The 24,556-nt window shown below is 62.0% G+C and carries 21 protein-coding genes; 8 read left to right on the top strand and 13 right to left on the bottom strand.

The annotated features are described in order from the left end of the window. Nucleotides 1–261: 261 nt before the first annotated feature. The 11 genes from cobA to V3C85_RS07795 all read right to left on the bottom strand — a co-directional run bounded on the left by cobA (nucleotide 262) and on the right by V3C85_RS07795 (nucleotide 15,982). Nucleotides 262–1,053, bottom strand: a complete 792-nt coding sequence (cobA, locus tag V3C85_RS07745; protein ID WP_331794514.1) for a uroporphyrinogen-III C-methyltransferase — start codon at nucleotides 1,051–1,053, stop codon at nucleotides 262–264. Further along, nucleotides 1,050–3,686 carry a molybdopterin-dependent oxidoreductase gene (locus V3C85_RS07750; protein ID WP_331794515.1) on the bottom strand — a complete coding sequence of 879 codons (2,637 nt, stop codon included), beginning with the start codon at nucleotides 3,684–3,686 and terminating at the stop codon, nucleotides 1,050–1,052. The genes cobA and V3C85_RS07750 overlap by 4 nt, the downstream gene beginning before the upstream one ends. A gap of 5 nt (nucleotides 3,687–3,691) precedes the next feature. Then, on the bottom strand, nucleotides 3,692–4,030 hold the full coding sequence (nirD, locus tag V3C85_RS07755; RefSeq protein ID WP_331794516.1) for a nitrite reductase small subunit NirD: 339 nt from the start codon (nucleotides 4,028–4,030) through the stop codon (nucleotides 3,692–3,694). Next, nucleotides 4,027–6,459, bottom strand: coding sequence for a nitrite reductase large subunit NirB (gene nirB, locus V3C85_RS07760; RefSeq protein ID WP_331794517.1), 2,433 nt, complete (start codon nucleotides 6,457–6,459; stop codon nucleotides 4,027–4,029). Before nirB ends, nirD begins: the two co-directional genes overlap by 4 nt. Continuing rightward, entirely contained in the window at nucleotides 6,459–8,105 is a 1,647-nt protein-coding gene (locus tag V3C85_RS07765; protein WP_331794518.1) for an ABC transporter ATP-binding protein, read from the bottom strand. Before V3C85_RS07765 ends, nirB begins: the two co-directional genes overlap by 1 nt. A gap of 5 nt (nucleotides 8,106–8,110) precedes the next feature. Continuing rightward, nucleotides 8,111–9,202, bottom strand: coding sequence for an ABC transporter permease (locus V3C85_RS07770; RefSeq protein ID WP_331794519.1), 1,092 nt, complete (start codon nucleotides 9,200–9,202; stop codon nucleotides 8,111–8,113). A 60-nt stretch (nucleotides 9,203–9,262) separates the two neighbouring features. Beyond that, nucleotides 9,263–10,624 (bottom strand): CmpA/NrtA family ABC transporter substrate-binding protein, encoded by a 1,362-nt coding sequence (locus tag V3C85_RS07775; protein ID WP_331794520.1) that lies wholly within the window; start codon nucleotides 10,622–10,624, stop codon nucleotides 9,263–9,265. Between the two features lie 238 nt (nucleotides 10,625–10,862). Next, complete coding sequence (locus V3C85_RS07780) at nucleotides 10,863–12,008, bottom strand: ABC transporter substrate-binding protein (RefSeq protein WP_331794521.1); 1,146 nt, start codon at nucleotides 12,006–12,008, stop codon at nucleotides 10,863–10,865. After that, the gene (locus tag V3C85_RS07785) at nucleotides 12,005–12,589 is read right to left on the bottom strand and encodes an ANTAR domain-containing response regulator (RefSeq protein ID WP_331794522.1); all 585 of its coding nucleotides are present in this window, start codon (nucleotides 12,587–12,589) and stop codon (nucleotides 12,005–12,007) included. Before V3C85_RS07785 ends, V3C85_RS07780 begins: the two co-directional genes overlap by 4 nt. Nucleotides 12,590–13,569: 980 nt before the next feature. Next, entirely contained in the window at nucleotides 13,570–14,955 is a 1,386-nt protein-coding gene (locus V3C85_RS07790; RefSeq protein WP_331794523.1) for a CBASS cGAMP synthase, read from the bottom strand. Continuing rightward, nucleotides 14,939–15,982 (bottom strand): CBASS cGAMP-activated phospholipase, encoded by a 1,044-nt coding sequence (locus tag V3C85_RS07795; protein ID WP_331794524.1) that lies wholly within the window; start codon nucleotides 15,980–15,982, stop codon nucleotides 14,939–14,941. The genes V3C85_RS07790 and V3C85_RS07795 overlap by 17 nt, the downstream gene beginning before the upstream one ends. Nucleotides 15,983–16,301: 319 nt before the next feature. On the opposite strand from V3C85_RS07795, the gene V3C85_RS07800 reads away from it, so the two are divergent. Continuing rightward, on the top strand, nucleotides 16,302–17,558 hold the full coding sequence (locus tag V3C85_RS07800; protein WP_331794525.1) for a tyrosine-type recombinase/integrase: 1,257 nt from the start codon (nucleotides 16,302–16,304) through the stop codon (nucleotides 17,556–17,558). Nucleotides 17,559–17,575: 17 nt separating this feature from the next. On the opposite strand, the gene V3C85_RS07805 is transcribed toward V3C85_RS07800, so the two are convergent. Then, nucleotides 17,576–18,172: a hypothetical protein gene (locus tag V3C85_RS07805; RefSeq protein ID WP_331794526.1), complete on the bottom strand. Its 597-nt coding sequence runs from the start codon at nucleotides 18,170–18,172 to the stop codon at nucleotides 17,576–17,578. 274 nt (nucleotides 18,173–18,446) lie between these two features. On the opposite strand from V3C85_RS07805, the gene V3C85_RS07810 reads away from it, so the two are divergent. The 6 genes from V3C85_RS07810 (at nucleotide 18,447) to V3C85_RS07835 (ending at nucleotide 22,337) form a co-directional block, all read left to right on the top strand. Beyond that, entirely contained in the window at nucleotides 18,447–19,445 is a 999-nt protein-coding gene (locus V3C85_RS07810) for a helix-turn-helix transcriptional regulator (protein ID WP_331794527.1), read from the top strand. Between the two features lie 310 nt (nucleotides 19,446–19,755). Continuing rightward, nucleotides 19,756–20,004, top strand: coding sequence for a helix-turn-helix transcriptional regulator (locus V3C85_RS07815; protein WP_043133696.1), 249 nt, complete (start codon nucleotides 19,756–19,758; stop codon nucleotides 20,002–20,004). After that, on the top strand, nucleotides 20,004–20,267 hold the full coding sequence (locus tag V3C85_RS07820) for a hypothetical protein (RefSeq protein WP_331794528.1): 264 nt from the start codon (nucleotides 20,004–20,006) through the stop codon (nucleotides 20,265–20,267). The genes V3C85_RS07815 and V3C85_RS07820 overlap by 1 nt, the downstream gene beginning before the upstream one ends. Further along, on the top strand, nucleotides 20,264–20,659 hold the full coding sequence (locus V3C85_RS07825; protein ID WP_331794529.1) for a VRR-NUC domain-containing protein: 396 nt from the start codon (nucleotides 20,264–20,266) through the stop codon (nucleotides 20,657–20,659). Before V3C85_RS07820 ends, V3C85_RS07825 begins: the two co-directional genes overlap by 4 nt. Further along, a complete protein-coding gene (locus tag V3C85_RS07830; protein WP_331794530.1) occupies nucleotides 20,656–21,663 on the top strand; it encodes a helix-turn-helix domain-containing protein in 1,008 nt (335 codons plus the stop codon). The genes V3C85_RS07825 and V3C85_RS07830 overlap by 4 nt, the downstream gene beginning before the upstream one ends. Next, nucleotides 21,660–22,337 (top strand): hypothetical protein, encoded by a 678-nt coding sequence (locus V3C85_RS07835; protein WP_331794531.1) that lies wholly within the window; start codon nucleotides 21,660–21,662, stop codon nucleotides 22,335–22,337. Before V3C85_RS07830 ends, V3C85_RS07835 begins: the two co-directional genes overlap by 4 nt. A 58-nt stretch (nucleotides 22,338–22,395) precedes the next feature. Here the strand turns inward: V3C85_RS07835 and V3C85_RS07840 are convergent, their stop codons facing one another. Then, nucleotides 22,396–22,899, bottom strand: coding sequence for a very short patch repair endonuclease (locus tag V3C85_RS07840; protein WP_331794532.1), 504 nt, complete (start codon nucleotides 22,897–22,899; stop codon nucleotides 22,396–22,398). A gap of 67 nt (nucleotides 22,900–22,966) precedes the next feature. Here V3C85_RS07840 and V3C85_RS07845 point away from each other — a divergent pair, with 67 nt between their 5' ends. Further along, nucleotides 22,967–24,520 carry a DNA cytosine methyltransferase gene (locus V3C85_RS07845; protein ID WP_331794628.1) on the top strand — a complete coding sequence of 518 codons (1,554 nt, stop codon included), beginning with the start codon at nucleotides 22,967–22,969 and terminating at the stop codon, nucleotides 24,518–24,520. The last annotated feature ends 36 nt before the right edge of the window (nucleotides 24,521–24,556 follow it).

Below are 24,556 nucleotides of genomic sequence, written 5' to 3' on the forward strand. Positions count from 1 at the left end.
GACGCCACAGAAAGACAAAAGGGGGGCATTGGACTTCGGATTCATGGCCTCTTGATCAGACCGGCACCACGCCCGATCCTTTGCAAGAGCAGGGATTGCGCATCCTAGCCCGGAATGGCCACCCCGACGCCCCCGCACGGAACTTCTCGGATGCCGACTATCCAGCTATCTCAGCCAGATCTCGGCAACAGCATCAACCGAAATACGCCCGCATTGATGTTCAAAGTTTCGGCGAAAACCCGGCGTGGTTCTGGGTGAGATTCAACTCCTCAGCAACAATTTTTGCGCTGTCTGTACGTCTTGATCTACAAGAGCCTCGCAATCGACAAAGATGACAGCCGGGTTGCGAACGCCGTGGTCGGCAACGGTCTGAACCAGTTGGTCAAGGGTTGTGTGCAGATGGCGCTCGGCCGGGGTTGAGACATTTTGCGAAATCGTCACTTGGGCCGTGTGCGAAAGACCGGCGGCCAGCAGGCGTGACTGAAGCGTTTGCACCAGATGCACGCCCATATAGATCGCCAGACGCGTTCCCGGTGCGATGGCGCGTGCGAAATCCTCGGGAATGGTGCCCTGCAACGAGGTGGCCGTCAGCATCATGAACCGGTCAAACCGACCGCGTTCTGTCAGCGGCAACAGCGATGAGGCCGCGGCAGCCGATGCCGCCGTGACACCGGGAATGATCTCGACCTCGATACCATGGGCGCGGGCGGCGGCGATTTCTTCGGCGGCGCGGCCAAAGACCGAAGGATCGCCCGATTTCAACCTGACCACCTGCAAGCCGCGCAAAGCCGCCATCACGATGGCCGCATCAATCCGATCCTGTGGCCATTTGCAGCGGCCCACCTCTTTGCCGACGTTCACCTGCTGGGCCTGTGGCGGGATCAGCGCCAGCACCTGGGCATCAATCAGACGGTCAAAGAACACGATATCCGCCCCTTGCAGCCGGTTCAGCGCGCGCATGGTCAACAGATCAGCGGCCCCCGGCCCTGCCCCGACCAGGCTGATCCGCCCCGGGGCACAGTCAAAGGCGGTTGCGTTGGGCAGGTGGGTCATTCTGCGGCCTCTTGCAAGGCAGGACGGAATTGAGCGATCAGGGCGGCCAGTTCGGGCTTGCACGAGCCGCAGTTGGTGCCAGCCTGCAACGCGGTGCCAAGGGCGGCCACGCTGTGACAGCCGCCTTCGGCAATGGCGGCCGCCAATGTGTTGCGCCCCACGCCAAAACAGGCGCAGACCACGGGGCCGGGATCGGGGCGGTCTTTGGCCGGGCGGCCCGACAGCACGTTCGGCAAGACAGGCTGGCCCAGCAAGGCTTCGACCGTTGGGCGCGACAGGGCCACTGGCGTGGGGGCCACGAACAGGGCCGCGATCACCCGGTCGTCGGCCACAAAGGCCAGACGCAGATGGCCGCGCGCCGCATCTTCATAGACCATGACCTGCGCCTCGGCCGGAACGGTCAAGACATCGCGGGCCCAAGCCTGCCAATCTGCTGGCGCGTCCAAAGCGGCAAGTTCAACCTTGTGCCCACCGGGGATGGCCGACAGCGCCCAGTAATCGGTCTTTGGCTGCACGGCCTGGGCCGAAACGGCAAAGCCATACCATTTCGCCCGGAACGGGCGCAGCGCCACGGCGGCAGATTTGCTTTCGGGTTGGCCCGAGATCGGATCGGTCAGCCCCGGCACGATGGCGTCAACGCGCCCGGTCGGTGCCGTCTGACCCGTCCAGTGCATCGGAGCAAAGGGGTGCCCCTTGGCCACACGGTCGGTGACCAGCACCCGAAACACCGTGCGCCCCAAGGGATTGCTGACCTCGACCAGATCGGCTGTGGCCAGGTCCAGCCCCTTGGCATCGTCGGGGTGCAGTTCGAGGAAGGGCTCTGCCAGATGCTGGTTCAGACGCGGGGCAAGGGCCGTGCGTGTCATTGTGTGCCACTGGTCACGGATGCGCCCGGTGTTCAGACGGAACGGCAAATCCGGGCTGAGGGTTTGCGGCGCGCGCGGGGTGACGGCCATCATCCGGCCCCGGCCATCGGGGGTGTGAAAGCGGCCATCCGCGAAAAAGCGCCCGGCGGTCTTGCGCGCAGAGGCAGGCCAGACAAAGGGGGCAAGGGCGTTGTAATCCTTGGCCGAAATCGCGGCATGGGCCGAGATGTCGAAATCGCTGCCCAGGCTACCGGCAACCCCGGACAGGCCAGCATATTCGGCAAAAATCTGGTCCGGGCCGTGCCAGTCAAACCCCGAAAAGCCCATGCGCTGCGCGACCTGGGCCAGATGCCACCAATCGGGCCGGGCCTGTCCGGGGGCGGGGAGAAAGGCGCGCTGACGGCTGATGCAGCGTTCGGAATTGGTGACGGTGCCATCCTTTTCGCCCCAGCCGGTTGCGGGCAGCAGAACCTGCGCCAGTTGGGCGGTATCGGTGGCGGCGGTGATGTCGCTGACCACGGTAAAGTCGCATCGGGCGATTGCACGGGCGACGCGGTCTGCCTCGGGCATCGAGACGGCGGGGTTGGTGTGGATGATCCACAGCGCCTTGATGCGGCCATCTTCCACCGCGCGAAACATGTCAACGGCCTTGAGGCCCGGCTTTTCGGCCATGGCGGGGCTGGACCAATAGGCCTGCACGGCTGCCCGGTGTGCGGGGGCTTCGATATCAAGGTGGCAGGCCAGCATATTGGCCAGCCCCCCTACTTCGCGCCCGCCCATGGCATTGGGCTGGCCCGTCACGCTGAACGGCCCCATGCCCGGCTTGCCGATGCGCCCGGTGGCCAGGTGGCAGTTCAGGATGGCATTCACCTTGTCGGTGCCGCTGGTGGATTGGTTGATGCCTTGGGAATAGACGGTGACCACCTTTTGGGTGGCGATCCACAGATCGAAAAAGCGGGCCAGATCAGCGCTGTCGAGACCGGTTGCCGCGGGATCGCTGGCATGGGCGGCGGCGATGGCGGCCTCGGCCCCGGTGACATGGGTCAGAAAGGCGGCATCCTGCGCGCCCCGGGCGTCGATCTGGGCCAACAGGGCGTTGAACAGGGCCGCATCGGCGCCGGGGGCCACGGCCAGATGCAGGTCGGCCAGATCGCAGGTCGCGGTGCGGCGCGGGTCGATCACCACCACCTTCAGGCTGGGACGTGCCTCTTTGGCGGCGGCCAGGCGCTGATACAGCACCGGATGGCACCAGGCGAGGTTCGAGCCCACCAGAACCAACAGATCGGCCTGTTCCAGATCTTCGTATTGGCCGGGGACGGTATCGGTGCCAAAGGCGCGCCGGTGCCCGGCCACCGACGAGGCCATGCACAGCCGCGAATTGGTGTCGATATTGGCGCTGCCGATATAGCCCTTCATCAGCTTGTTGGCGACGTAGTAATCTTCGGTCAGCAATTGGCCAGAGACATAAAAGGCGACCGCATCCGGGCCGTGATCGCGGATCGTTTGCGAAAACCGGTCGGCCACCAGCGTCAGGGCGCTGTCCCAATCGGCCTCGGCTCCGTTGATCCTTGGGGTCAGAAGGCGCCCCTTGGGGCCCAGAGTTTCGGCCAGGGCCGAGCCTTTGGAGCACAGCCTGCCGCGGTTGGCGGGGTGATCGGGATCACCCTGCACAGTCAAATGGCCGGGCACCTGGCCCACCGTGCCAGCGGTCACCAGCACCCCGCAGCCCACGCCGCAATAGGGACAGGTCGAGCGCACTGCTGCCATCACCCCTACCCCCGTGCCAATTCTGCGCCGTCGATCAGAATCCGGCCCTTGGATACCCGCACGGGATAGGTGCCCACCTGCCCACTGTCGGCGCCCTGCGCCTGACCCGAGTTCATGTCGAACACCCAGTTGTGCAGGGGGCAGGTGACCGAATGGCCATGCACGATGCCTTCGGACAGCGGCCCGCCCTTGTGGGGGCAACGGTCATCAAGGGCAAAGACATGGTCATCGGCCGCCCGAAACACCGCCACACAGCCGCGCGGGGTTTTCACCACCCGCGCGCCCTGGCGCGGGATGTCTTCAAGCGCGCCGATATCCAGCCAGTTTTCCGAGATCATGTTCATTCTGCGGCCTCCCGGCTCAGGTCCATCATGGGGGCGAAATCTGCGCGCAGCTTTGGCTCTTCGGCCCAGGGGTCTTTCTGATAGACCGACTGGCTGAGCATGAAGCGGTCATAAAGGGCGCGGCGATTGACCGTATCCTCCACCACCTGCGCCTTGCACCAATCCAGCCCCACCTTGGCCACCCATTTGTAAATGCGGTGCAGATAGCGGCTGTTTTCGCGGTAAAGCTGAACAAAGGCCGCGATCACCTCCATCGCTTCGTCTTCGGTGGCGACCTGACACAGCAGTTCGGTTTCGCGCACATCCATGCCCGCCGCACCCGCGACACTGATCTGATAGCCGCTGTCAACGCAGATCACGCCCACGTCCTTGCAGGTGGCCTCGGCGCAGTTGCGTGGGCAACCCGACACGCCCAGCTTGACCTTGGCGGGTGTCCATGACCCCCACAGCAGCTTTTCCAGCTTGATGCCCAGGCCGGTGCTGTCCTGGGTGCCAAAGCGGCAGAATTCAGAGCCGACACAGGTTTTCACCGTGCGCAGACCTTTGGAATAGGCATGGCCCGACACCATGCCCGCATCATTCAGATCGGCCCAGATGGCGGGCAGATCCTCTTTCTTGACGCCCAGAAGGTCGATGCGCTGCCCGCCCGTCACCTTGACCATCGGCACGGCATATTTGTCGGCGGCATCGGCAATGGCCCGCAATTCGGCCGGGGTGGTCACCCCGCCCCACATGCGCGGCACCACTGAATAGGTGCCGTCTTTCTGGATATTGGCGTGGTTGCGTTCGTTCACAAAGCGGCTTTGACGATCGTCAACATAATCCAGCGGCCAGTCGGACAGCAGGTAATAGTTCAGCGCAGGTCGGCACGAGGCACAGCCCCCCACCGTTTTCCAGCCCAGTTCCTGCATGACGGCGGGGATGGATTTCAGCCCCAGTGTCTTGATCATCCGCCGCACATCTTCATGCGTGTGATCGGTGCATTTGCACATCGGCGGGTTGGCATTGGCGGCAAAACCATCACCCAGCGTCAGCGCCATCACCTGTTCCACCAGCCCGGTGCAGGTGCCGCAGGATGAGCTGGCCTTGGTCTGGCTGCGCACCAGATCAAGCGTGGTTGCGCCCCCCTCGATGGCCTGAACGATCTTGCCTTTGCACACGCCGTTGCAGCCACAGATTTCCGCCTCAGGCGGCAAGGCTGCAACGGCTGCCAAAGGGTCCGCTTTGGGCCCTCCTGCAAAGCCGGGGCCAAAGATCAACGTCTCGCGCAGATCGGTGATGTCGGTGCTATCCTTGATCTGGCTGAAGAACCACGCGCCATCGGCGGTGTCGCCATACATCACCGCACCGATCAGCTTTTCGCCCTCGATGATCAGGCGTTTGTAGATGCCGCGCCCCGGATCGCGGAAGACGATATCCTCGCGCCCTGGCGCTTCGGCAAAATCACCTGCGCTGAACAGATCAACGCCCGTCACCTTGAGCTTGGTGGCCGTCTGCACCGGCTGGAAAGCCGCCCCCTGCCCGATCAGGGTCTGTGCCAGCACCTTGGCCTGATCATAAAGCGGGGCCACAAGGCCAAAGAGTTGCTTGTTGTGTTCGACGCATTCGCCCAGCGCATAGATTGCAGGATCACTGGTTTGCATCTGGTCATTGACGACCACGCCGCGCGCCACTTCCAGATGGGCATCGGTGGCCAGCCGCGTTTCCGGGCGGATGCCAACGGCCATGCAGACCAGATCGGCGGGATAGACCGTGCCGTCCTCCAACAGCACGGCCTCGACACGATCCTTGCCCAGAATGGCCTTGGTCGCGCCTTTGCAGTGAACCTTGATCCCCCGCCGTTCCAGATCTTTTTGCAGCAGATAGCCCGCCGCCGGGTCAAGCTGACGTTCCATCAGATGGCCCATCAGGTGAATGACCGTCACCTCGGCCCCGCGGGCGGCCATGCCTGCCGCGGCCTCCAGCCCCAGCAGGCCGCCGCCGATGACCACGGCCTTTGCACCGGGCTGCGAGGCCGCGATCATGGCGTTGGTGTCCTCCAGATCGCGGTAGGTGACCACGCCCGGCAAATCCTTGCCCGCCACCGGAATGATGAAGGGGGCCGATCCGGTGGCAATCACCAGCTTGTCATAGGGTGTCTCGCCAGACTTTGAGATCACCACTTTCCGGTCGCGGTCAATTTTGGTGACATGATCGCCGAACCGGCAGGTCACGCCATGGGCGCCATACCAGGCATCGTCATGGGTGACGATTTCGGCATAGGTCTTTTCGCCCGACAAGACCGGAGACAGCATCAGGCGGTTATAGTTTCCGCGCGGCTCGCCGTTGAACAGCGTGACCTCATAGGCGCCGGGGGCTGTGTCGAACAGGTGCTCCAGCATCCGGCCCGAGGCCATTCCGGCCCCGATGACAACAAGTTTCTGTCCCATCACGCTGCATCCTTCTTATGCGCGCCGTGTTCGTATTCCTCTAGGAAGTCGAGCACTTGCTGGCGGTAGTGGTAATAATCGGGGTGGTCGAGCAGCGCGCGGCGGGTGCGCGGGCGCGGCAGGTTTACCTCGGTGATCTTGCCGATGGTGGCGCGGGGGCCGTTCGTCATCATCACCACGCGATCGGCCAAAAGGATGGCCTCATCGACATCATGGGTAACGCAGATCGCCGTCACCTTGGTGCGCGACCAGACCTCCATCAGCACTTCCTGCAATTCCCAGCGGGTCAGGCTGTCCAGCATGCCAAAGGGTTCATCCAGCAGCAGCAGTTTGGGCGACAGCGCAAAGGCCCGCGCGATGCCCACCCGCTGGCGCATACCGTTCGACATTTCCAACGCGGGCTTGTCCATCGCATCGGCCAGACCGACGCGTTCCAGATAGTATTCTACAACCTCTTGCCGTTCGGTCCGGGTCGATTTCGGATAAACCTTGTCCACCCCGATCGAGACATTTTCCTTGGCCGTCAGCCATGGGAACAGGTTGGGCGACTGGAATACCACCGCGCGTTCCGGGTCGGCCCCTTCGACGTGATAGCCGTCCAGTTTGATCGCGCCCTTGGAAATGCCGTTCAGCCCGGCGGTCATGGTCAGCACCGTGGATTTGCCACAGCCCGAATGCCCGATCAGGCTGACGAATTCGCCCTTTTTCAGGGTCAGGTTGAAATCCTCGACCACGGTCAGCGGCCCTTTGGGGGTGGGATAGACCTTGTGCAATTGCGAGAATTGCAGATAGCGGTCGTCAATCTGGCTGACCGCGGCCTCGGCATAGGCCTTTGGCATGGCGTGGCGCGGGGTCACTTGCGGCAGGCGACGTGTTTCGGTGGCTTTGGCGGCCATGCCGACATCCATCAGATAGGCGGTGATGGCGGCGCGCAGTTCTTTGTAAGCGGCGTTTTCACCCATCTTGCTGCGGTCGCGCGGGCGTGACAGGCCCACCTTGAACACATCGCCAAGGCTGCCATCGGGGTTCAGACACAGGATGCGGTCGGCCAGAACCAGCGCCTCATCCACATCATTGGTGATCAGAACAGCCGTGCGGCGGTCAGCTTCCCAGATCGCCTCGATTTCGGCGGCAACATTGCCACGGGTCAGGGCATCCAGCGCCGACAGGGGTTCGTCCATCAGCAGCACTTCGGGCGCCATCGCCAGGGCGCGCGCCACCGCCACCCGCTGCCGCATGCCCCCCGACAACTCGGCCGGGCGGCGGTCGGCGGCATGTGCCAGACCCACCATGCCGATATACCTGGCCACCAGCGCGGCCCGTTCGGCCCTTGATGTGCCGCCGTGCACCGCATCGACCGCCAGAGCGATATTGCCCTGCACCGTCAGCCAGGGCATCAACGCATAGGATTGAAACACCAACCCCCGGTCTGGCCCCGGCCCGGTGACGGGCTGGCCCTTGAACAAGACCTGCCCCTGATCGGGCAATTCCAACCCCGCCATCAGGTTCATCAGCGTGGTCTTGCCAGAGCCCGAAAAGCCAAGGATCGCCAGAAACTCGCCGTCTTCAACCGTGAAATCAAGCTGGCGCAACACCGGGTGATCGCCATAACTTTTCGAGACTTTCCTGAATTCGATAAGTGCCATGGGGATCACCGATTGTTCGAGAAGGTGAAGGCGGATTGCAGGGCGAACATCACGCGGTCCAGCAAGAAGCCGATCACACCGATGGTCAGCACCGCCACCATGATCCGGGCCAGACTGTCCGATGAGCCGTTCTGGAATTCATCCCAGACGAATTTGCCAAGGCCGGGGTTCTGCGCCAGCATTTCAGCCGCGATCAGCACCATCCAACCCACGCCCAGCGACAGCCGCAGGCCGGTAAAGATCAGCGGCAGCGCCGACGGCAGCACAAGCCGGGTGATCTTCTTCCAGGCGCTGAGTTTCAACACGCGGCTGACCGAGACCAGATCCTTGTCGATCGACGCCACGCCAAGGGCCGTGTTGATCAACGTGGGCCAGAGCGAGCACAGCGTGACCGTGACGGCCGAGATCAGAAACGATTTCGACATCGAGCCTTCGCCCCCCACATAGACGGCCGAAATCACCATGGTGACGATCGGCAACCATGCCAGTGGCGACACCGGTTTGAAGATCTGCACCAGCGGGTTGATCGCGGCATTGGCGGTAGGGGACAGGCCCGACACGATGCCCAAGGGAACAGCAACCGCCGTGGCAATCAGAAAGCCGAAGAAGACGGTCTGAATGCTGGTCCAGATCTGCTGATAATAGGTGGGCTTGCCGGTATAGCTGCGCAGTTTCACCTCATCCGCCTTGCCTTCGGCAATCAGGGCGGCGTTGCGTTCTTCTTGGCGGGCAAAGAAGTCAGCTTCCTTGGCCTTTTCCGCCTTTGCGTCGTTGTGCAGAACGACAACCTGGGCCAGCACCTCTTTCGGCCCGGGGATGGCCCCAAGCGAGGTTTGCACCATCGGGGCCAATTGTGCCCAAAGGCCCACGAACACGACAAGCGACAGCACAGGCACGCCCAACAGGCGCCAGATGTCTTTCAGATGGGCCTTTGGCGGATCACCTGCCGCGATTTTCAGAACCGGGGTCAGAAAGGGCAGGCCAAGGGCCTTGAGCCACCCGTCCATCTTGTTGATCCGGGCGAAACGGCGGGCCTTTGCGGCTTCGTCAGCTTTTGATTTGGCGTTGGAAAGCGACGTTGGGTCGATGGCGGTCATGGGGTGGTCCTTGTGCTGGCCAAAGGGGGCCCCGCCCGACAGGCGAGGCCGCGGGTCAGATCAGTTTGCGATCAGGGTCTCGACGGTCTGCCCCGTCTTCAGCCCGATGGTCAGGCTTTCCAGATAGCTGTTCGGCTTGGTGCCGTCGTAGGGGATGCCATCAAGAAAGGCGCTGGTCGGCTCGCGGTAGCCATCGGCATCGAAATCGAACATATCGGCCGTAGCCTTGCCTTCGGCGATCAGTTCTTCGGCGGCCAGCTTGTAGATATCGGGGCGATAGACCGATTTGGCGGCTTCGTCATACCAGCTGTCCGGCTTATCCTCGGCGATCTGGCCCCAGCGGCGCATCTGGGTCAGATACCAGACCGCATCCGAATAATAGGGATAGGTCGCGTTATAGCGGAAGAACACGTTGAAATCGGGGGCGGGCCGCTTGTCGCCGGGTTCAAATTCAAAGGTGCCGGTCATGGAATTGGCAATCACCGCCGCATCTGCGCCCACATATTCGGATTTCGCCAGGATCTCGACCGCTTCGGGACGGTTGGAATTGTCGTTTTCATCCAGCCAGATCGCCGCACGGATCAGCGCCTTGGTCAGGGCGATCATCGTCTGGGGGTTTTCCTCGGCAAAGGCTTTGGTCACGCCAAAAACCTTTTCGGGGTTGTGGTTCCAGATGTCATGATCGGTAATGACGGGAACGCCAATGCCTTTGGCCACCGCGGCCTGGTTCCACGGCTCGCCCACGGCATAGCCAAGGATGGTGCCTGCCTCCATCGTTGCGGGCATTTGTGGCGGGGGGGTGACGCTGATCAGCACATCACCGGCAATCTGGCCCGAGACATCCTCGGGCGTGTAAAAGCCCGGATTGATGCCGCCCTCCGCCAGCCAATAGCGCAGTTCGTAGTTATGGGTTGAGACCGGGAACACCATGCCCAGATTGAACGGCTGGCCCCGGTCGGCATAGCTTTCGATAACGGGCTTGAGCGCGGCGGCAGAAATCGGGTGGATCGGCTTGCCGTCGGCATCTGCCGGCACATGGGGTTTCATCTCATCCCAAACGGCATTGGAAACCGTGATGGCATTGCCGTTCAGATCCATCGAAAACGGCGTGATGACATCGCCTTGGGTGCCATAACCGATGGTTGCGGCCAGCGGCTGCCCGGCCAGCATATGCGCGCCGTCCAACTCGCCCGAGATCACCCGATCAAGCAGAACCTTCCAGTTCGATTGGGCTTCCAGCGTGACATACAGGCCTTCGTCTTCGAAATACCGCTTTTCCTTGGCAACCGCCAAAGGGGCCATATCGGTCAGCTTGATAAAGCCAAGGGTCAGTTCATCTTTTTCAGGGGTAGCCGCAAACAGGGGGTGGGCCACCAAGGCAGATGACAGGCCAAGTGCGGTCAGCAGGGTGCGCGAGATCATTCTGAATCCTCATAAGAGCTGGAAATGCGAAAAAGGCCGCTGACGGCGCCGCAATAGGATGCAACGCGGTCAGGCGGCCTTGCCTGTGGTCCCGGACTTTCGGGGAAGCGAACGGAACGCCATTGCTCCGTGTTGGGTTAACGATGCGGGCCGGTGCAGACCAAGTCAAGCTTGCAGGGGCTGTCTGGAGCAAGAATGCTGCACCCGCATTCTGCATTGCAGCAAGTTGCCCGTTTTTTCAGCCTTCTGCAAAGACCGGATCAAAAATCTGGCCGTCGAAGAAGCGATTTCTGGCAAGAATCAGGCTGCCATGTGTTGCCGGCATCGCCTCCTCACGCTCGAGCGCGCCCTCGGCCCTGTCCGAGGCGCGGGGCAAGACCTCGCCCATTTCGCTGATATGGTCACGGTAGATATCACTGCGAAACACGGCGCGGGCCTTGCTGGCCGCAAGGTTTGCATCCATCGCAAAGCGCTTGGCCAGACGTTCCCCGATCCAGGCGGCCTGGCTGCGCCACGGAAAATTGGCAACCCCGTGATGAAAGCTTTGAAACTGCGGCACATGCATTTCTGGCCCCAGGGCCGAAATCAACAGACGATGCGACAGCGTTCGGTCCACCAGCTCTGCGGGCACGTCAAGATAGGCTGGCCGGGACAAGACCTCGGCCAGCGTGCCCCGGTTGCCCGGCATTTCAATCCACCGGGCCGCGCGCCACAAGGCGCGCATCACCTTGCCCGCCACCGCCGGGTTTTCACTGGCCCAGCCGGCACGCACCGCCAGAACCTTTTCCGGCGCCTGTGACCAGATGGCAGAGCCCGGCAAGACCAGCCGGGCACCCGCCTGCTCGACCGCGTGACTGCCCCAGGGTTCGCCGACGCAAAAACCGTCGATCTCTCCGGCTTGCATCGTTTCGGCCATGCGCGACGGGGGCACGGTGCGGATATCGACCTTGGCCGAGCTTGCCGCGCGTTCAAGCCAATAGGCAAGAAGTTCGGCCTGCATCGAAAAGGGAAAGGGCACGCCAATGCGCAATGGGCCTGGCAGATCAGCCAAGGCGCGCGCGGCGGCATAGGGATCACCAAAGGGCACAGCGGGGATTTGCGGCGACAGGCCGAAAATCTGCCCGTTCAAAGACAGAACCATCAAGGCTTCCAGCGCCTGCGACCCACCACCCAGACCCAAGGCCCGCGCCACAGGCATGACAGACAGCATATGGGCGGCATCGACCTGCCCGAAATCCAACAGATCGCGCAGCATCGACCACCCCGACGCCCGCACCAGATCGAAACTGACGCCCTCTTCCTTGGCAAAGCCGAATTCCCTGGCCACGATCAACGGGGCGGCATCGACAAGCGGAATATAGCCAAGGCGCAGGGTGACCGTCATTTCAAAACCTCGGCCGCAACAACAATGGCATGGGCGACATCCAACAGCTTTTTGCCTTGGTCCATCGCCGTCTTGCGCATCAAGGCATAGGCCTGCTCTTCACTCAAGCCTTTGGCCCGCATGACAAACCCCTTTGCGCGATCAATCACCTTGCGTTCTTCAAGGGCGGCTTTGGTGGCCGCCAGTTCGCTGCGCATGCGGCTGACCATGTGAAAGCGCGCAATGGCCGCATCCAGCACGGGCCGGATGCGTTCGGCCCGCAAACCGTCCACAACATAGGCGCTGACCCCTGCCTCGATGGCCGCGCGGGTCAGGCCTGGGTCAGAGCGATCGACAAACATGGCCACCGCGCGCTCGGTCGGGCGCGAGGCGAGGGTCAGTTCTTCCAGCATATCGCGCGAGGGATTGGCAACATCGATCAACACCAGATGCGGCTGGATTTCGGCAACCCGCCGCGCCAACCCCGCACCATCCCCCAGCACCTGAACGCGGTGATCACCCGACGCCCGGATCGCATCAACGATCTCAAGCGCCCGCTGCCGGTCGGCCTCTACCACGATAATGGTCAGCGGACTGTCCATCAAAGCCCCCCTTTGATGGGGCGACACTGCTGCTACAATCCTGGAATTGACAGCCAGCGACCCAAACAAAAAAGATGCTCACGTCACTACCGATCGTTTTTTATGCGATATCTGGTTTTCAGAGCAATTTTTGAGCGCTATCAGCATCCCGCAAAGGCGCTTGGGCTGAATAGCACCTGGATTTGTAGACGCCTCGCTTGGTATTTCTGAAAGCAAGGAGGACGAGATGTCCGCAAACAAATTCACAGACAAGTTCAAGCGCGATGCCGTTACTCAGGTTGAGGATCGCGGTGGCTGTGTCGCATGAATCCTGTGAGCGATTCTTTTCGTGAATTCGGCGTGGCGGCTGGAGGACATGAGAAGACGGAACAGACCGGCCTGCGGGACCCTGAACTGTCTCAATTTTAACAAAGCTCTCAAGGGCCGTGGGGCACTGACGAATTGGTTCCGATCCAGAAATGTTCCGAGCGGTGAAGCCTGCTTGCAAGTCACCGGGTGTTGACAAGAATTTGGGATGACAAAAGCCAAGCAATTTGCGCGGCCTTTAAGGCTCAAATAATACGGTATTTTTTGACTGCAGTGACATGCAGCAGCCGCAAGTCACCAGAGCTTGTAGCACTGACTTGATAAGCGACCTTCAGGTTATGAGCCGGGCTCAGCTGAACATCGTGAATACAGACAATTCAATGATTTACTCAAAAAGCGTCGATAATCCAACGTGATGGCCACGTCCTAATCGACCACATTCAGCGGGGCAAGATGGATCCTGAGTTGAAAGAGCCACACGAAACCGCATACGACGGTTGAGGTGGCGTTGAGGTAAAGAACAATCGATCAATCGGGTCAAGTTAATCGGCCATCGCGAGGGAGGATATACCCCAAGGCATCCACTTCACCGGCTCCTTAGCGAATTTGCCTAATGGCCAAGTTCATCATTTTTGCGCCATGACCGAAGAAACCCTGAACGGGCTGATACGCAGCTATCGAAGCCTGGTCCACGCGGGCCTAGGACTGTTTCTCTTCGGAATGCCCAACCCCGATACATGCACTATTACTCTGCGGCGCCCGATGATCCGACCGTTCAGCTTGACTACGACATCCATAAAATGACTGCCGCGATAGGCACTGCTTTCATCTTTAACAAAACCTGTCCCGGAGACATGACCAAGATCATTGATCGCCTCAGCCTCCGCACCTTCATTTCGAACAGTCCAGTAGACTATTGCTCCATTCGGAAACCTCTCAGGGCTCAAAACGGCGAAGTGGACATCGCATCCTTTTGGGATGGGCCCGACAGCATTGATTCCCTCCCACCGCCTCCCCCCCGAAGTCGCAGTTATCTTTACATCGGGGTCATAGCGAATGACGGACAACATACCGTTCTCGTGATAGGAGGATTTTGCAACGGCCTGCTCCTCAACCTTCGGCAGTGGGAAGAAGTGTTTGAAAGCTTCCGACCAGATATCCGCACTGTCAAACTGATCCGCTGCGCCAAGAGCTCGGTCAGCGATGTTACGAAGACTCGCCAATTGGTCTACAAATTTTGCGCAATCCTCAGCAGAAAGCCGGTTAAGATTCTCCGAACTATTCACAGGGTTCTTCACTACAGCAGAGCGCCTCATTCGCGCTTCTACCTTCTCCACCACAGCGCGAAAGTACTCGTCATCCCCCGAAACTGATTCAGAGTCTATCGTGGCCATCGACTGCGCGACAAGAACCGTAATCAGAATTGAAGACGGACGGGATGAAATCTGAAACTCGAGTGCCGCCCACATCTTAAGGTAGCGGACCATTCTTCGTGCCCTGTCACGCTCCGCGCCCTCAAACTGATCTTTCCACCAAACGTAAATTGCTTTTGGATCGCTAAATTCCCACTCATCGTCTTCAGTGGCAAGATCCCGAACATCAGCATCTCGGTCCAGGTGATAGCTCGGAATATCAATATGGAAGTCGTTATCAAAGCATATTCTATTGCATCTCGTCTTCGGCTCTGCAGTACCAGTAGCATCGTTGGCGTCATCAGCAGCATAATCGTCTAGTATCGACTGCACTTCCCGCTTTAGCTCCAGAGGCGATACATCCCCAGCATCTGCATCTCCTGGCCATTCGAGATATACGCCCAAGTCGATGTCAAAGTCTTCACCGGTTCGCGCTGGGCGGATTTGAGTGCCGAACTTGTACGACCCTTGAAGCCATGAGGATACCGGCAAACCAAATGCTGAACCTAAGCGTTCCCTGATGAAAGTTGCCAGATCGTTCCAACGTTCTTGCTGTTCTTCGACCTGAACATCGGACGGTCGAACTCGGTACGCTAATGTGTTTTCCCGGTCCTCGGGATTGTAAAATAGCTTAGCCGCAAGGCCCATCTGCACCCCTTAACTTGCGAAAATATTTTGCGATCTCTTCTCTTTGCATGAAGTCTTCTTCCTGCACCTCGTGCGCGAAGAAGGCTCGTGCTTTAAGTTTGGGAAGATGATCCCTCAGCGATGCCTCGGCCAGCCCCTTCAGATCTTCTGTCGCACCTGGCTTTGCATTGTCCAAGCGCATGTCAGGAATCTGGCTAGCAGACGGAAAGGCGTCCACTCGGACATATCGTTCTGCAAATCGATGTTTCATCATGAAATCTGTATTCATCTGCTGGGCGCCAATCATCACCGACATCAGTCTCTGATCGGTAAACCAGTCTTTCAGACCCATGTCGCTTACTAGATTCCCAGAGAAGCTGAACCTTGCTGTCGTTGTTCCAACGCTTAGGATTTCTATTTCGTCATGCTTTATGCCAAGAAAATGCAATGCCTCATGCACGGCAAGTTCATCGGGACTATTCGCGTACACACCACCGTCTACAAAACGCTCGCTCCCGATCTTGTGCAACGGGAAATAGGTGGGGGCAGCGGCAGTTGCGAGCGCCACATCGACAAGCGGAACTTTCCAATCTCTTTCATAAGTTGGATGGTGCGGAGTCTTAAATATCTGCGGACTACCCTTGGTGACATTCACAGTTGGAACAATTGTCTTCTGCTTTAGATCACCGATGCAGGTATCGGCCCCAACGATCTTTTCTATCAGTTCCCGCAATGGCCGCGCAGAGTATCTTGCCTTTGCGCGATGATTAAATAGGTCGAGGGCTACGCCAACCTGAGATTTCGGTGGGTCCTTTTGCCCGAATATTTTGATGCCCTGCTCTGCCATCAAGTTAGCCACGGCTTGCATCGTAGTCTTACCCGACGCCAGCGACAGAGCTAAAATACCCCCGATTGATGTGCCTGCGATCAAATCGAAGCGCTTGTGCAGAGGAACATCGCCGCTTTCCGCTTCAAGGCCAGCGAGGACCTGAGCGGTGTAGAGGCCTTTGTAGCCACCTCCGGATAGTGACAGAATCCTAAACGTCATGGACACAGGATAATGCGGCAGTCGCGCGATGCAACACACCATGTGGGCGTCGTTCCGCGGACAGAGCTGTTTGACCTCGGGTGGCAGAGTTCTCGTTGGTCAGCTTTACATCCAAATGGGCTGCTGGACGATTTTGATCGAGAGGCGAAGTAACCTCTACTCTGAAGCGTTGAGCAGTCACGCTGAATTCCCGTCCTCCGGAACACCCATCCCCACTCCACTTCCGGTCTCCGCCTCCTTTCCGGTCCTCCGTCCATGCTTGCCTTGATCCAGGCGCGAATCCACGCCTCATGTCGAGACGAGCAAGACGGAGCGATGCATGGTCAAGAGGCTGAAACTGAATGAGAAAACCGTCCGCGAGGCAGCGAACCTGGGGCGGGACTACCAGATCTTCGACACGGATGTGCGGGGGTTCTCGGTCACCATCTACCCTTCCGGAAACCGGGCCTTCACGCTGGACTACCGGGTCGCGGGGCGTCAGAGGCGGATGACCATCGGGCGTTGGCCGGAATGGACCGCGACGGCCGCCCGCGAACGCGCCAAGCAGCTGCGGCGCGAGATCGATGAGGGCGGTGATCCCCTGAGCCAGCGCCAGGCGGCGCGGGAGGCGCCGCGGATCAGCGATCTGATCGAACGGTATCTGGCGGAACACACGCCTAACCTCGCGCCCCGCAGCGCGGCCGACCATCACACCATCATGCACAAGCTGGTCGGCCCCGACTGGAACAAGAAGCTGGTGACGGAGATCACCAAGGCCGACGTCGAGAAGCTCTTGAACAAGATCGCCGCGGGCCGGGCCCGGCCCTCGAAGGCGAAGCCCAACAACCGGGCGCGCAAGCTGCAGGGGCCGAAGCCCACGCCAGTGCGCGCCAACCGGGTGGGCGAGGTGCTGCGCAAGATGTTCTCGCTCGCAATCGAATGGGGCATGCGCACGGACAACCCGGCCAGTGGCTTTCGCCGCCGGATCGAGACGGAGCGCGAACGGTTCCTGTCGCCCGAGGAGATCGCCCGTCTGGCCAAGGTGCTGGACGCGGCCGAGGACCAGCGCGCGGCCGGGATCATCCGGCTCTGCATGCTGACTGGCGCCCGGGTGGGCGAGGTGCGGCAAGCACGGTTCGAACGGTTCAATCTCGACCTGCTGAGCTGGTCGAAACCGGCCAGCACGACCAAGCAGCGCAAGATCCACCGCATCCCGATTTCCGACGATGTCGCAGCCATCGTGCGTCAGCGCAGCCTGCTGGTACCACGGGGCAATCCGTGGCTCTTTCCCGGCGACACGCCCGGCCAGCCGGTCAAGGAAATCCGCCGGTTCTGGGTCGGGATCCAGAAGCAGGCCAACCTGCCCGGTGTCCGGATCCACGACCTGCGCCACACCTTCGCGTCACTCCTTGTCAGTGGCGGGGCCTCACTCGAGATGATCGGCAAGCTGCTGGGCCATTCGCAGATGACGACGACCCAGCGGTACGCGCATCTGATGGACTCGCCCCTCCGACATGGGGTGAATGTCGTCGCCAGCATCTTCCGGCCGCGGCCGCAGCTCGTCCATGACGCCGACCAGGAACAGAAAAGCGCCTGATCACGCCGCGCCGCCGGTCAATCCCGCTCGCGCAGCACCCGCCAGATCGGCGCGATCTTCTTGCGGGTGGTGCTTTCCTCGGGGATGTCCCCGTTGGGCGAGTTCTGGGCGAACCAATCCTGCACCTCGTTGATCAGTTCGCCCTGCGTCGCGGGAAGGCCGCGTTCGTTGATGCGGCGGAACAGCATCAGGTTTACCCCATCCCAATCGTAGCGCGGCGCGGATCCCGGCGGTGACGCGGGGCGCCGCAGCAGATCGCGCTCGTCCTCGAACTTGTGGACCTCGTCGGCCAAGAGCAGCAGGTCGGTGATCTTCACCAGCACCCCATCGGTCGGGTCGGTGATGAACTGCCACTCGGTGGTTCCTGGAAGCCGGATCCGATAGACGCGGCATTCCTCATCGCTCGGCCCATGGCGACGGAACATCCGCATCATGTCGGCCGCGCTCACCTGCACGATTCCCGCCACGGGCTGCCTGCCGCAGATGACCGAGGCGATGCTGGTGTTCAGCGAAAGAAGGCCGGTCGCGGACCACCCGGCGACATCGGCAGCATTACAACCCCAGCGAGCAGAAATCTCGGTCAGGGAATAGAACGGGCGGGGCGGCAGGTTCATCGCGGCGGTCTCCTTTCTGCAATCGATAAAACCCAGGTCAGAAAGGCATGCGGCAGGGATGCTGTTTGCAAACAGAGACTTGTCGGCGCGTGTTTGGATGTCGGCACCATTTCCCCGCCCCTCCCACAGGCGTGCGTTATTGTCCGGGCTGATTGCCCGTCATTGGCCGTCGGGGATCATGGGAATCGCCTTGATCTGACAGGTTCAGGCTACTCGCCTTTCGCGCGAATTTGCACTATCTCACCCTGACAGGTTCGGTCAGGGATCAAGAAGTGTGAACAAGCGTCTGGGCAAGGCCATCGACATCATGCGGCTGGCAGAAGTGGCCGCCGCTCAGGCGGACGGCATCAGCCTCGTGCAGATCACCGAGACCTTCGGCGTGAACCTGCGCACCGCGCAGCGCATGTCGAAGGCGCTGGAGGCGGCCTTCCCCATGGTCGAGATCCGCATCGACAAGGACCGGCGCAAATGGTGGAAACTGAACGAACAGAAACTGCTCCATGGGCAGGGCATTCGGGACAGTGAATTGTCGGCGCTGGAGATGGGCATTCGCCGCGCCGAGCGCGACGGAGCCCTGACCGAGGTTTCGGCGCTGACCTCGCTGCGGGACCGGCTTCTTGCCACCATGCCGTCCTCCCACGCACGCCGCGCCGAGGCGGATGCTGAGGCGGTCCTGGAAGCCCGTGGCCATGCCTGCCGCCCCGGCCCCCGGGCCAAGTACGATCCCCTGATCCTCGGAGCCATCGAAACGGCTCTGAAGGGCCCGTTCACGATGCAGATCGATTATGCCGGAGCACAGGATGCCTGCCCGCGGACGCGGCAGATCGAACCCTATGGCGTGCTGTTCGGCATGCGCGGCTATCTGATCGCCCGAGAAATCGGGAACGGGTCAAGCTTCCGGCATTTCCGACTGGACCGGATCCGCAAGGCCCAGCTGCTGCCATCGTCTTTCAAGCGCGATCCGGATTTCGACCTGCGGGTCCACGCCTCCCGCGCCTTTGGGTCGTTCCATTCGGAGGCGGAGCTTGCACCGGTCGAATGGAGGTTCTCCCCCGCGGCGGCGCCGGTCGCGCGTGACTTCCTGTTTCATCCCGACCAGGAGGTGACGACCGAGGCCGACGGCAGCCTGACCGTCCGCTTCACCGCCGGAGGGTGGCTGGAGATGGCCTGGCACCTCTACCAGTGGGGCGACACCGTCGAGGTGATCTCGCCTCCCGAACTGCGGGCCATGGTCGAGGCGCACCGTCGACCGGACTTTCCCGCGCTGCCCTGACACCGCATCGCAGGAACGGCAGCGTCCCTGTTCCGGCCCACCGTCGCAGACATGTGTCGATGAATGCGGATCGGCGCGGCGATCCGCGTTGATCCGCAGAATCAACGCGCCCACCATCACCGGAAATGGCGGAATGGCGCTGGGCGCATCTGCAATTCCGGTTTCCGGGCAGGCCAGCAATCCCCAATGAAACTTGGGCTGGAATGGCCCTTGGCCTGTCCGTTCCGGTCTCCGCCTAGGTTCCGGTCCCACCGCTCTGCTTGCCTCGCCCCGTCTCCGGCATCGACCGGGATCTGGATGGGAGTACGAGATGCAAACCACGACCGCTGCCCCCGAGGGCCAACCCCTGAACCTTTTGGCGGATTGGATCAGCCGCGACCAGCTTGCGGGTGAGCTGGGCGTTGCCAGCGACACCCTCGCCCGGTGGGAAGCCCGTCACGAAGGCCCGCCCTGCACCCGGATCGGGCGCAAGGTGTTCTATCGGCGCACCTCGGTTGAGGCGTGGATCCGCGCGCAGGAACAGGTCCGCCCCGCGCCGAAGACCCGGGGGCGGCGCTGATGACCGCCCCGCATCGCCCCGCCCGACGCCCTGCCGTCGATCCCGCCTGGCGTGCGCAGCGTCTGGCCGAGGCGCGCACCGTCGTCGCCAACGTCGCGCGTCATTCCGATCATCTCGTCCGCCTCGCCTGTCAGGTGCTGACCACCCACGGCCAATCGGAGCGCGAACGCCGCGATGCGCGCGCCCTGCTCTTTGCGATCGAGGCCCGATGCCCGGCCCGCCATCGCCGCGCGCAGGCCCTCGATCCCGAGGTCCGCCGATGAAGCGCCGTGGCACCCCCGAGGCCGATTTGCAGCGTTCCGTCGTGCAGGCGCTGCGCATCGCCCTGCCCCGCTCGGCCATCATCCATCACTGCGCCAACGAGGTGACGGAGGCTGGGCCACGAGGGGCCAAGCGCCAGGCGATCCTTGTCGGCATGGGCGTCCATGCCGGATTCGCGGATCTGATGGTGCTCTGCGACGGTCGCGTGCTGTTCCTCGAACTGAAGGCGCCGAAGGGGCGGCTGCGGCCGGAACAGGAAGCGTTCCGCGTTGCGGTGCAGGCGCAGGGGTTCGGCTGGGCGCTGGTGCGCAGTCTCGACGATGCGCTGGGCGCGCTGGCCGGACACGGGTTCACCACGCGCATCGCCCTTGCCCCTCGGAGGCCCGCGCCATGAGCCACGAGGCCACCAACTGGGCCATCAAGCAGCGCGGGTTGAAGCCGACGACCAAGATCGTGCTCTGGCACCTCTGCGACCGTTTCAACCCCGACTACGGCTGCTTCCCCTCGCAGGACCGGCTGGCGCATGACTGCGAGATCAGCCGTTCCACGCTGAACGATCACCTTGGGCAACTCGAGGCGGTGGGCCTGCTGCGGCGTGTGCCGCGGCTGGATCCCATCACCAAGCGCCAGCTGCCGACCCGCTACATCTTGGGGTTTGAGCCGGGCTTCACACCTTTGGCTGTGGTGCCGTGTCCGGAAATCGGACACGGGGAGCACGAGGACGCAGAAACGCTCGACGTTGCCGATGGTTGTGAAGGCAATGGGACGGCTGATGCCCTGCCGTGTCCGGATTTCGGACACGGGGATGGCGCTAGGCCCGTGTCCGATTTTCCGGCCGAGCCGTGTCCGGAAAATGCCGAAAGCCGTGTCCGGATTTCGGACACTAACCCTGTAAGGGAACCTCTAAGTAAACCAGTAAAGGAGGAGGAGGGCGCGCAGGCGCGCGATGCGATTTCCGATGAGGTTTTCGGGGACCTGCTCGACGCGCTGGGCCTCGACACCGCCGCCCTGCCCGGCTGGTGGCAAGGCTGGCCGCCCCGGCTGCACGTCCAGCGCTGGCGCGACGAGCTGGGGCTGACCGAGGCGGAGATCATCGCTGCCGCCGAGGCCAGCCGCCAGGAACACCCCGAACCGCCCGATGGACCGAAGGCGCTGGACCGCGCCATGCAGCGTGCAGCAGGGCGCAAGGTCGAGGATGCGGGACGGAAGCGCAGAAAGCCCAAGGCGGCCCCCGCCCCAACGGCAAAGCCGATCACCGACTTGCCCGCCTTCTACGCCGATCTGGTCAACTCCGACCGCTACCTGCCGGTCAGCGCGATCAGCAACACGATGCGCGACGCCATGCTGGCCCGGGGCCTAGTGACAGCCGAACGCCTGCGCGAGCGAGGTGTTCGATGACACTGCAACGGCCGATCGGCCGTGCGGGCGGTCGAGCCATTCAACGTGCGCTGGGCGTGCAGGCGGCGCTGGAATGGGCGTTCCGGGTGGAACAGGCGCAGCTCGAGCTGCCCCCGCCCCCGGACGTCACCGAGGAAGGCTTCGGCTTCGGCCTCGAATACGTGCTGCTGCAACGGGCCGTGCTGGGCTGCAAGATCGACGGCGGACAGCACAAGATCGGCGCCTACACCCACGAGGATGCCGAGGTGATCGCCGCCACCGTCGCCGGAATCCCCGACAGCCTCGGCGGCAAGCGCATGGCGATCCGCGTCGCCGAACTGGCCCGCGCCGGGCTGACCCCGGACTGGATGCCAGGCGCCGTTCCACGCTGCGTGCCGACCATCGTCAAGCAGAACCAGCACGGCACGCATGCTGGCACCATCGTCGTGGGCATAGAACGCATCCGCGTGCGTGGCGTGGGATCGCGCGCCACATGGAAAACCATCGACATCCTGGCATGCCCGGTCACCTTCTCCCCCCACCCGCAGCAGATCGAGGCCGCCCGGCGTGGCTATGACGACTGGTGGCAGGCGCTGAGCTGGGTTCGGGACGGGCTGATTGCGGGCGGGATGTTGCGAGAGGTTGAGGTGACAGGGGCGATGCCGAAGGCGCGGCCGTGGGAGGGGAGCCGGTGACATGTCAGACGGACCGTCATATCGCAGCTCCGGACTGTCCGACCCACGCTCGGACCTTTCATGTCAGTTCAGACCCTACCGGGCCGCTTCTTCGGTCTTTGGGCGCCCCAATATCCGCCTCTCCGACTTCAAGCTCTCGACCATCACCTTGAAGCCATCCCGAAACGACGTCCCGGACGGCTGCAACACCAGCCTCGGTTCGCAAGGCGCATTCCCAGATTGTCGCAACCCTCCAACCGGCCAGCAACAGCGCCGATCTAACGGCACTGTCCCGCGCCACATTCGAGCTGAACTTCGACGCCCAGAATTCCGGGCGTGTTGCCGGAGTGCTTGCATAACGGCAGCCCAGGTGCCGGTGCCAGAAGCACCCGTGCACGAAGATGACGGCCTTGTATTTCGGCAGCACAAGATCCGGTTTGCCGGGTATGCCCTTGGCATGGAGCCGATAGCGAAAGCCCAGCGCATGCAAGGACCGCCGGAGGGCCAGCTCCGGCTTCGTATCCTTTCCGCGGATGCCGGCCATCATCCGGGAACGGGTCTGGCTGTCGACGATGTCGGTCATTTGCCTCCTGGCCTCGGCCGGTGGACCTGGTATACAGCCAATGATCCGAATTCGAGAGGTCTCTGATTTGCCAGCCACTTTCGGCATTGTCGATCTGTTCGCAGGTCCGGGAGGCCTTGGAGAGGGGTTCGCCTCGCTGGAGGCTGGCGGCCAGCACCCGTTCCATATCGGCATTTCCGTGGAGAAGGAGGCATCGGCACATCGGACACTTCGGCTCCGCGCCTTTCTGCGTGACCATGTCTCGCGACACGGCGCCCTGCCGGAAGCCTTCGTGAAGTTCCATGCCGGTCTGACGGACGAACCGGACTGGTCCGGGGTGGATGCCGCCGCATGGGCAGAGGCGACAGCCGAAGCTCGCTGTCTCGAGCTGGGCAGTGAAGCAGCCGCAGCAGCCATCGACGAGGCTATAGGTCGGCAGCGACAGCGCTTCGACGACACGATCCTGATCGGGGGGCCGCCATGCCAGGCCTATTCGCTGGTCGGGCGGGCCCGTTCGCGCGGCAAGACGGACTACGTCCCAGAGGAAGACCACCGGCATTACCTTTTCCGCGAGTACATCCGGGTGCTCGACCGGTTAAGACCTGCCGCCTTCGTCATGGAAAACGTCAAGGGCATGCTGTCCTCGACCGTCGAAAGTCGACTGGTCTTCGAGATGCTGATGGAAGACCTCGCTTCCCTGGGCACAGGTCACGGCCATCACTACGAGCTTCGGGCGATCCGACTTATCGATGGAATGGCCACCCTGCAAGAGGCGGCACAGCCTTCCGACTTCATCGTGCGTGCCGAACAGTTCGGTGTTCCGCAGCGCCGCCATCGCGTCATCATCGTCGGCATCAGGTCCGATCTGGCGGCCCGGGCGGTCGGCGCAAGCATTTCGGTATCGGGCCCAACCCGCACGGTCGAGGACACCATCGGCAACATGCCATTTCTGCGCAGCGGCATCAGCCGCGCGTCAGACACCGCCGAGGCATGGAGAAAGGAGGTCGCAGGGTTCGCCAGCCTGCTCGCGAAGATTTCCAAGAGCGACGAAGACGGTACCCTCGCGTCGGAATTCAGCGAGATACGGGAAGTCCTGAAGCACGGCGCCGAAACCCGCCGCTCCTCCTCCATGCTTCCTGCCGCCTATGGAACTTCGAATGACGACCTGATGCGCTGGCTGGAGCGTCCAGGCTTGCACGCACTGGCCCAGCACGAAACCAGGGGTCACATGGCCACGGACCTCGGCCGCTACCTGTTTGCCGCAGTCTTCGGCAAGGTGCGTGGCTATAGCCCGAAGGCCACCGACTTCCCGCTGGCCCTCAGCCCGGATCATCGGAACTGGCACAGCGGCGTCTTCAACGACCGCTTTCGCGTCCAGCTTGCGCATGAGCCTTCGACAACGGTGACCAGTCACATCTCGAAGGACGGGCACTATTTCATCCACCCGGACCCGCTCCAGTGCCGCAGCCTGACGGTGCGCGAAGCTGCCCGGTTGCAGACCTTCCCAGACGACTATCTCTTCCTCGGTAACCGGACACAGCAGTATGTCCAGGTTGGAAATGCGGTCCCGCCTTTCCTAGCAAGGCAGATTGCAGCGCTCGTCCATGCATCCCTGACAAAACCGGACACCCTCAACCTCTGAGGCACCTCCTGCACCTTGTAACAACGATCCGTTCGC

It is taken from the genome of Pseudotabrizicola sp. L79 (assembly GCF_036553525.1).
GTDB lineage: Bacteria > Pseudomonadota > Alphaproteobacteria > Rhodobacterales > Rhodobacteraceae > Pseudotabrizicola.

What these genes read in the sequence shown, in the direction of transcription:
- cobA (WP_331794514.1), bottom strand. Translation starts at nt 1,053, where the DNA reads ATGACCCACCTGCCCAACGCAACCGCCTTTGACTGTGCCCCGGGGCGG.
- V3C85_RS07750 (WP_331794515.1), bottom strand. Translation starts at nt 3,686, where the DNA reads ATGGCAGCAGTGCGCTCGACCTGTCCCTATTGCGGCGTGGGCTGCGGG.
- nirD (WP_331794516.1), bottom strand. Translation starts at nt 4,030, where the DNA reads ATGAACATGATCTCGGAAAACTGGCTGGATATCGGCGCGCTTGAAGAC.
- nirB (WP_331794517.1), bottom strand. Translation starts at nt 6,459, where the DNA reads ATGGGACAGAAACTTGTTGTCATCGGGGCCGGAATGGCCTCGGGCCGG.
- V3C85_RS07765 (WP_331794518.1), bottom strand. Translation starts at nt 8,105, where the DNA reads ATGGCACTTATCGAATTCAGGAAAGTCTCGAAAAGTTATGGCGATCAC.
- V3C85_RS07770 (WP_331794519.1), bottom strand. Translation starts at nt 9,202, where the DNA reads ATGACCGCCATCGACCCAACGTCGCTTTCCAACGCCAAATCAAAAGCT.
- V3C85_RS07775 (WP_331794520.1), bottom strand. Translation starts at nt 10,624, where the DNA reads ATGATCTCGCGCACCCTGCTGACCGCACTTGGCCTGTCATCTGCCTTG.
- V3C85_RS07780 (WP_331794521.1), bottom strand. Translation starts at nt 12,008, where the DNA reads ATGACGGTCACCCTGCGCCTTGGCTATATTCCGCTTGTCGATGCCGCC.
- V3C85_RS07785 (WP_331794522.1), bottom strand. Translation starts at nt 12,589, where the DNA reads ATGGACAGTCCGCTGACCATTATCGTGGTAGAGGCCGACCGGCAGCGG.
- V3C85_RS07790 (WP_331794523.1), bottom strand. Translation starts at nt 14,955, where the DNA reads ATGGGCCTTGCGGCTAAGCTATTTTACAATCCCGAGGACCGGGAAAAC.
- V3C85_RS07795 (WP_331794524.1), bottom strand. Translation starts at nt 15,982, where the DNA reads ATGACGTTTAGGATTCTGTCACTATCCGGAGGTGGCTACAAAGGCCTC.
- V3C85_RS07800 (WP_331794525.1), top strand. Translation starts at nt 16,302, where the DNA reads ATGGTCAAGAGGCTGAAACTGAATGAGAAAACCGTCCGCGAGGCAGCG.
- V3C85_RS07805 (WP_331794526.1), bottom strand. Translation starts at nt 18,172, where the DNA reads ATGAACCTGCCGCCCCGCCCGTTCTATTCCCTGACCGAGATTTCTGCT.
- V3C85_RS07815 (WP_043133696.1), top strand. Translation starts at nt 19,756, where the DNA reads ATGCAAACCACGACCGCTGCCCCCGAGGGCCAACCCCTGAACCTTTTG.
- V3C85_RS07820 (WP_331794528.1), top strand. Translation starts at nt 20,004, where the DNA reads ATGACCGCCCCGCATCGCCCCGCCCGACGCCCTGCCGTCGATCCCGCC.
- V3C85_RS07825 (WP_331794529.1), top strand. Translation starts at nt 20,264, where the DNA reads ATGAAGCGCCGTGGCACCCCCGAGGCCGATTTGCAGCGTTCCGTCGTG.
- V3C85_RS07830 (WP_331794530.1), top strand. Translation starts at nt 20,656, where the DNA reads ATGAGCCACGAGGCCACCAACTGGGCCATCAAGCAGCGCGGGTTGAAG.
- V3C85_RS07835 (WP_331794531.1), top strand. Translation starts at nt 21,660, where the DNA reads ATGACACTGCAACGGCCGATCGGCCGTGCGGGCGGTCGAGCCATTCAA.
- V3C85_RS07840 (WP_331794532.1), bottom strand. Translation starts at nt 22,899, where the DNA reads ATGACCGACATCGTCGACAGCCAGACCCGTTCCCGGATGATGGCCGGC.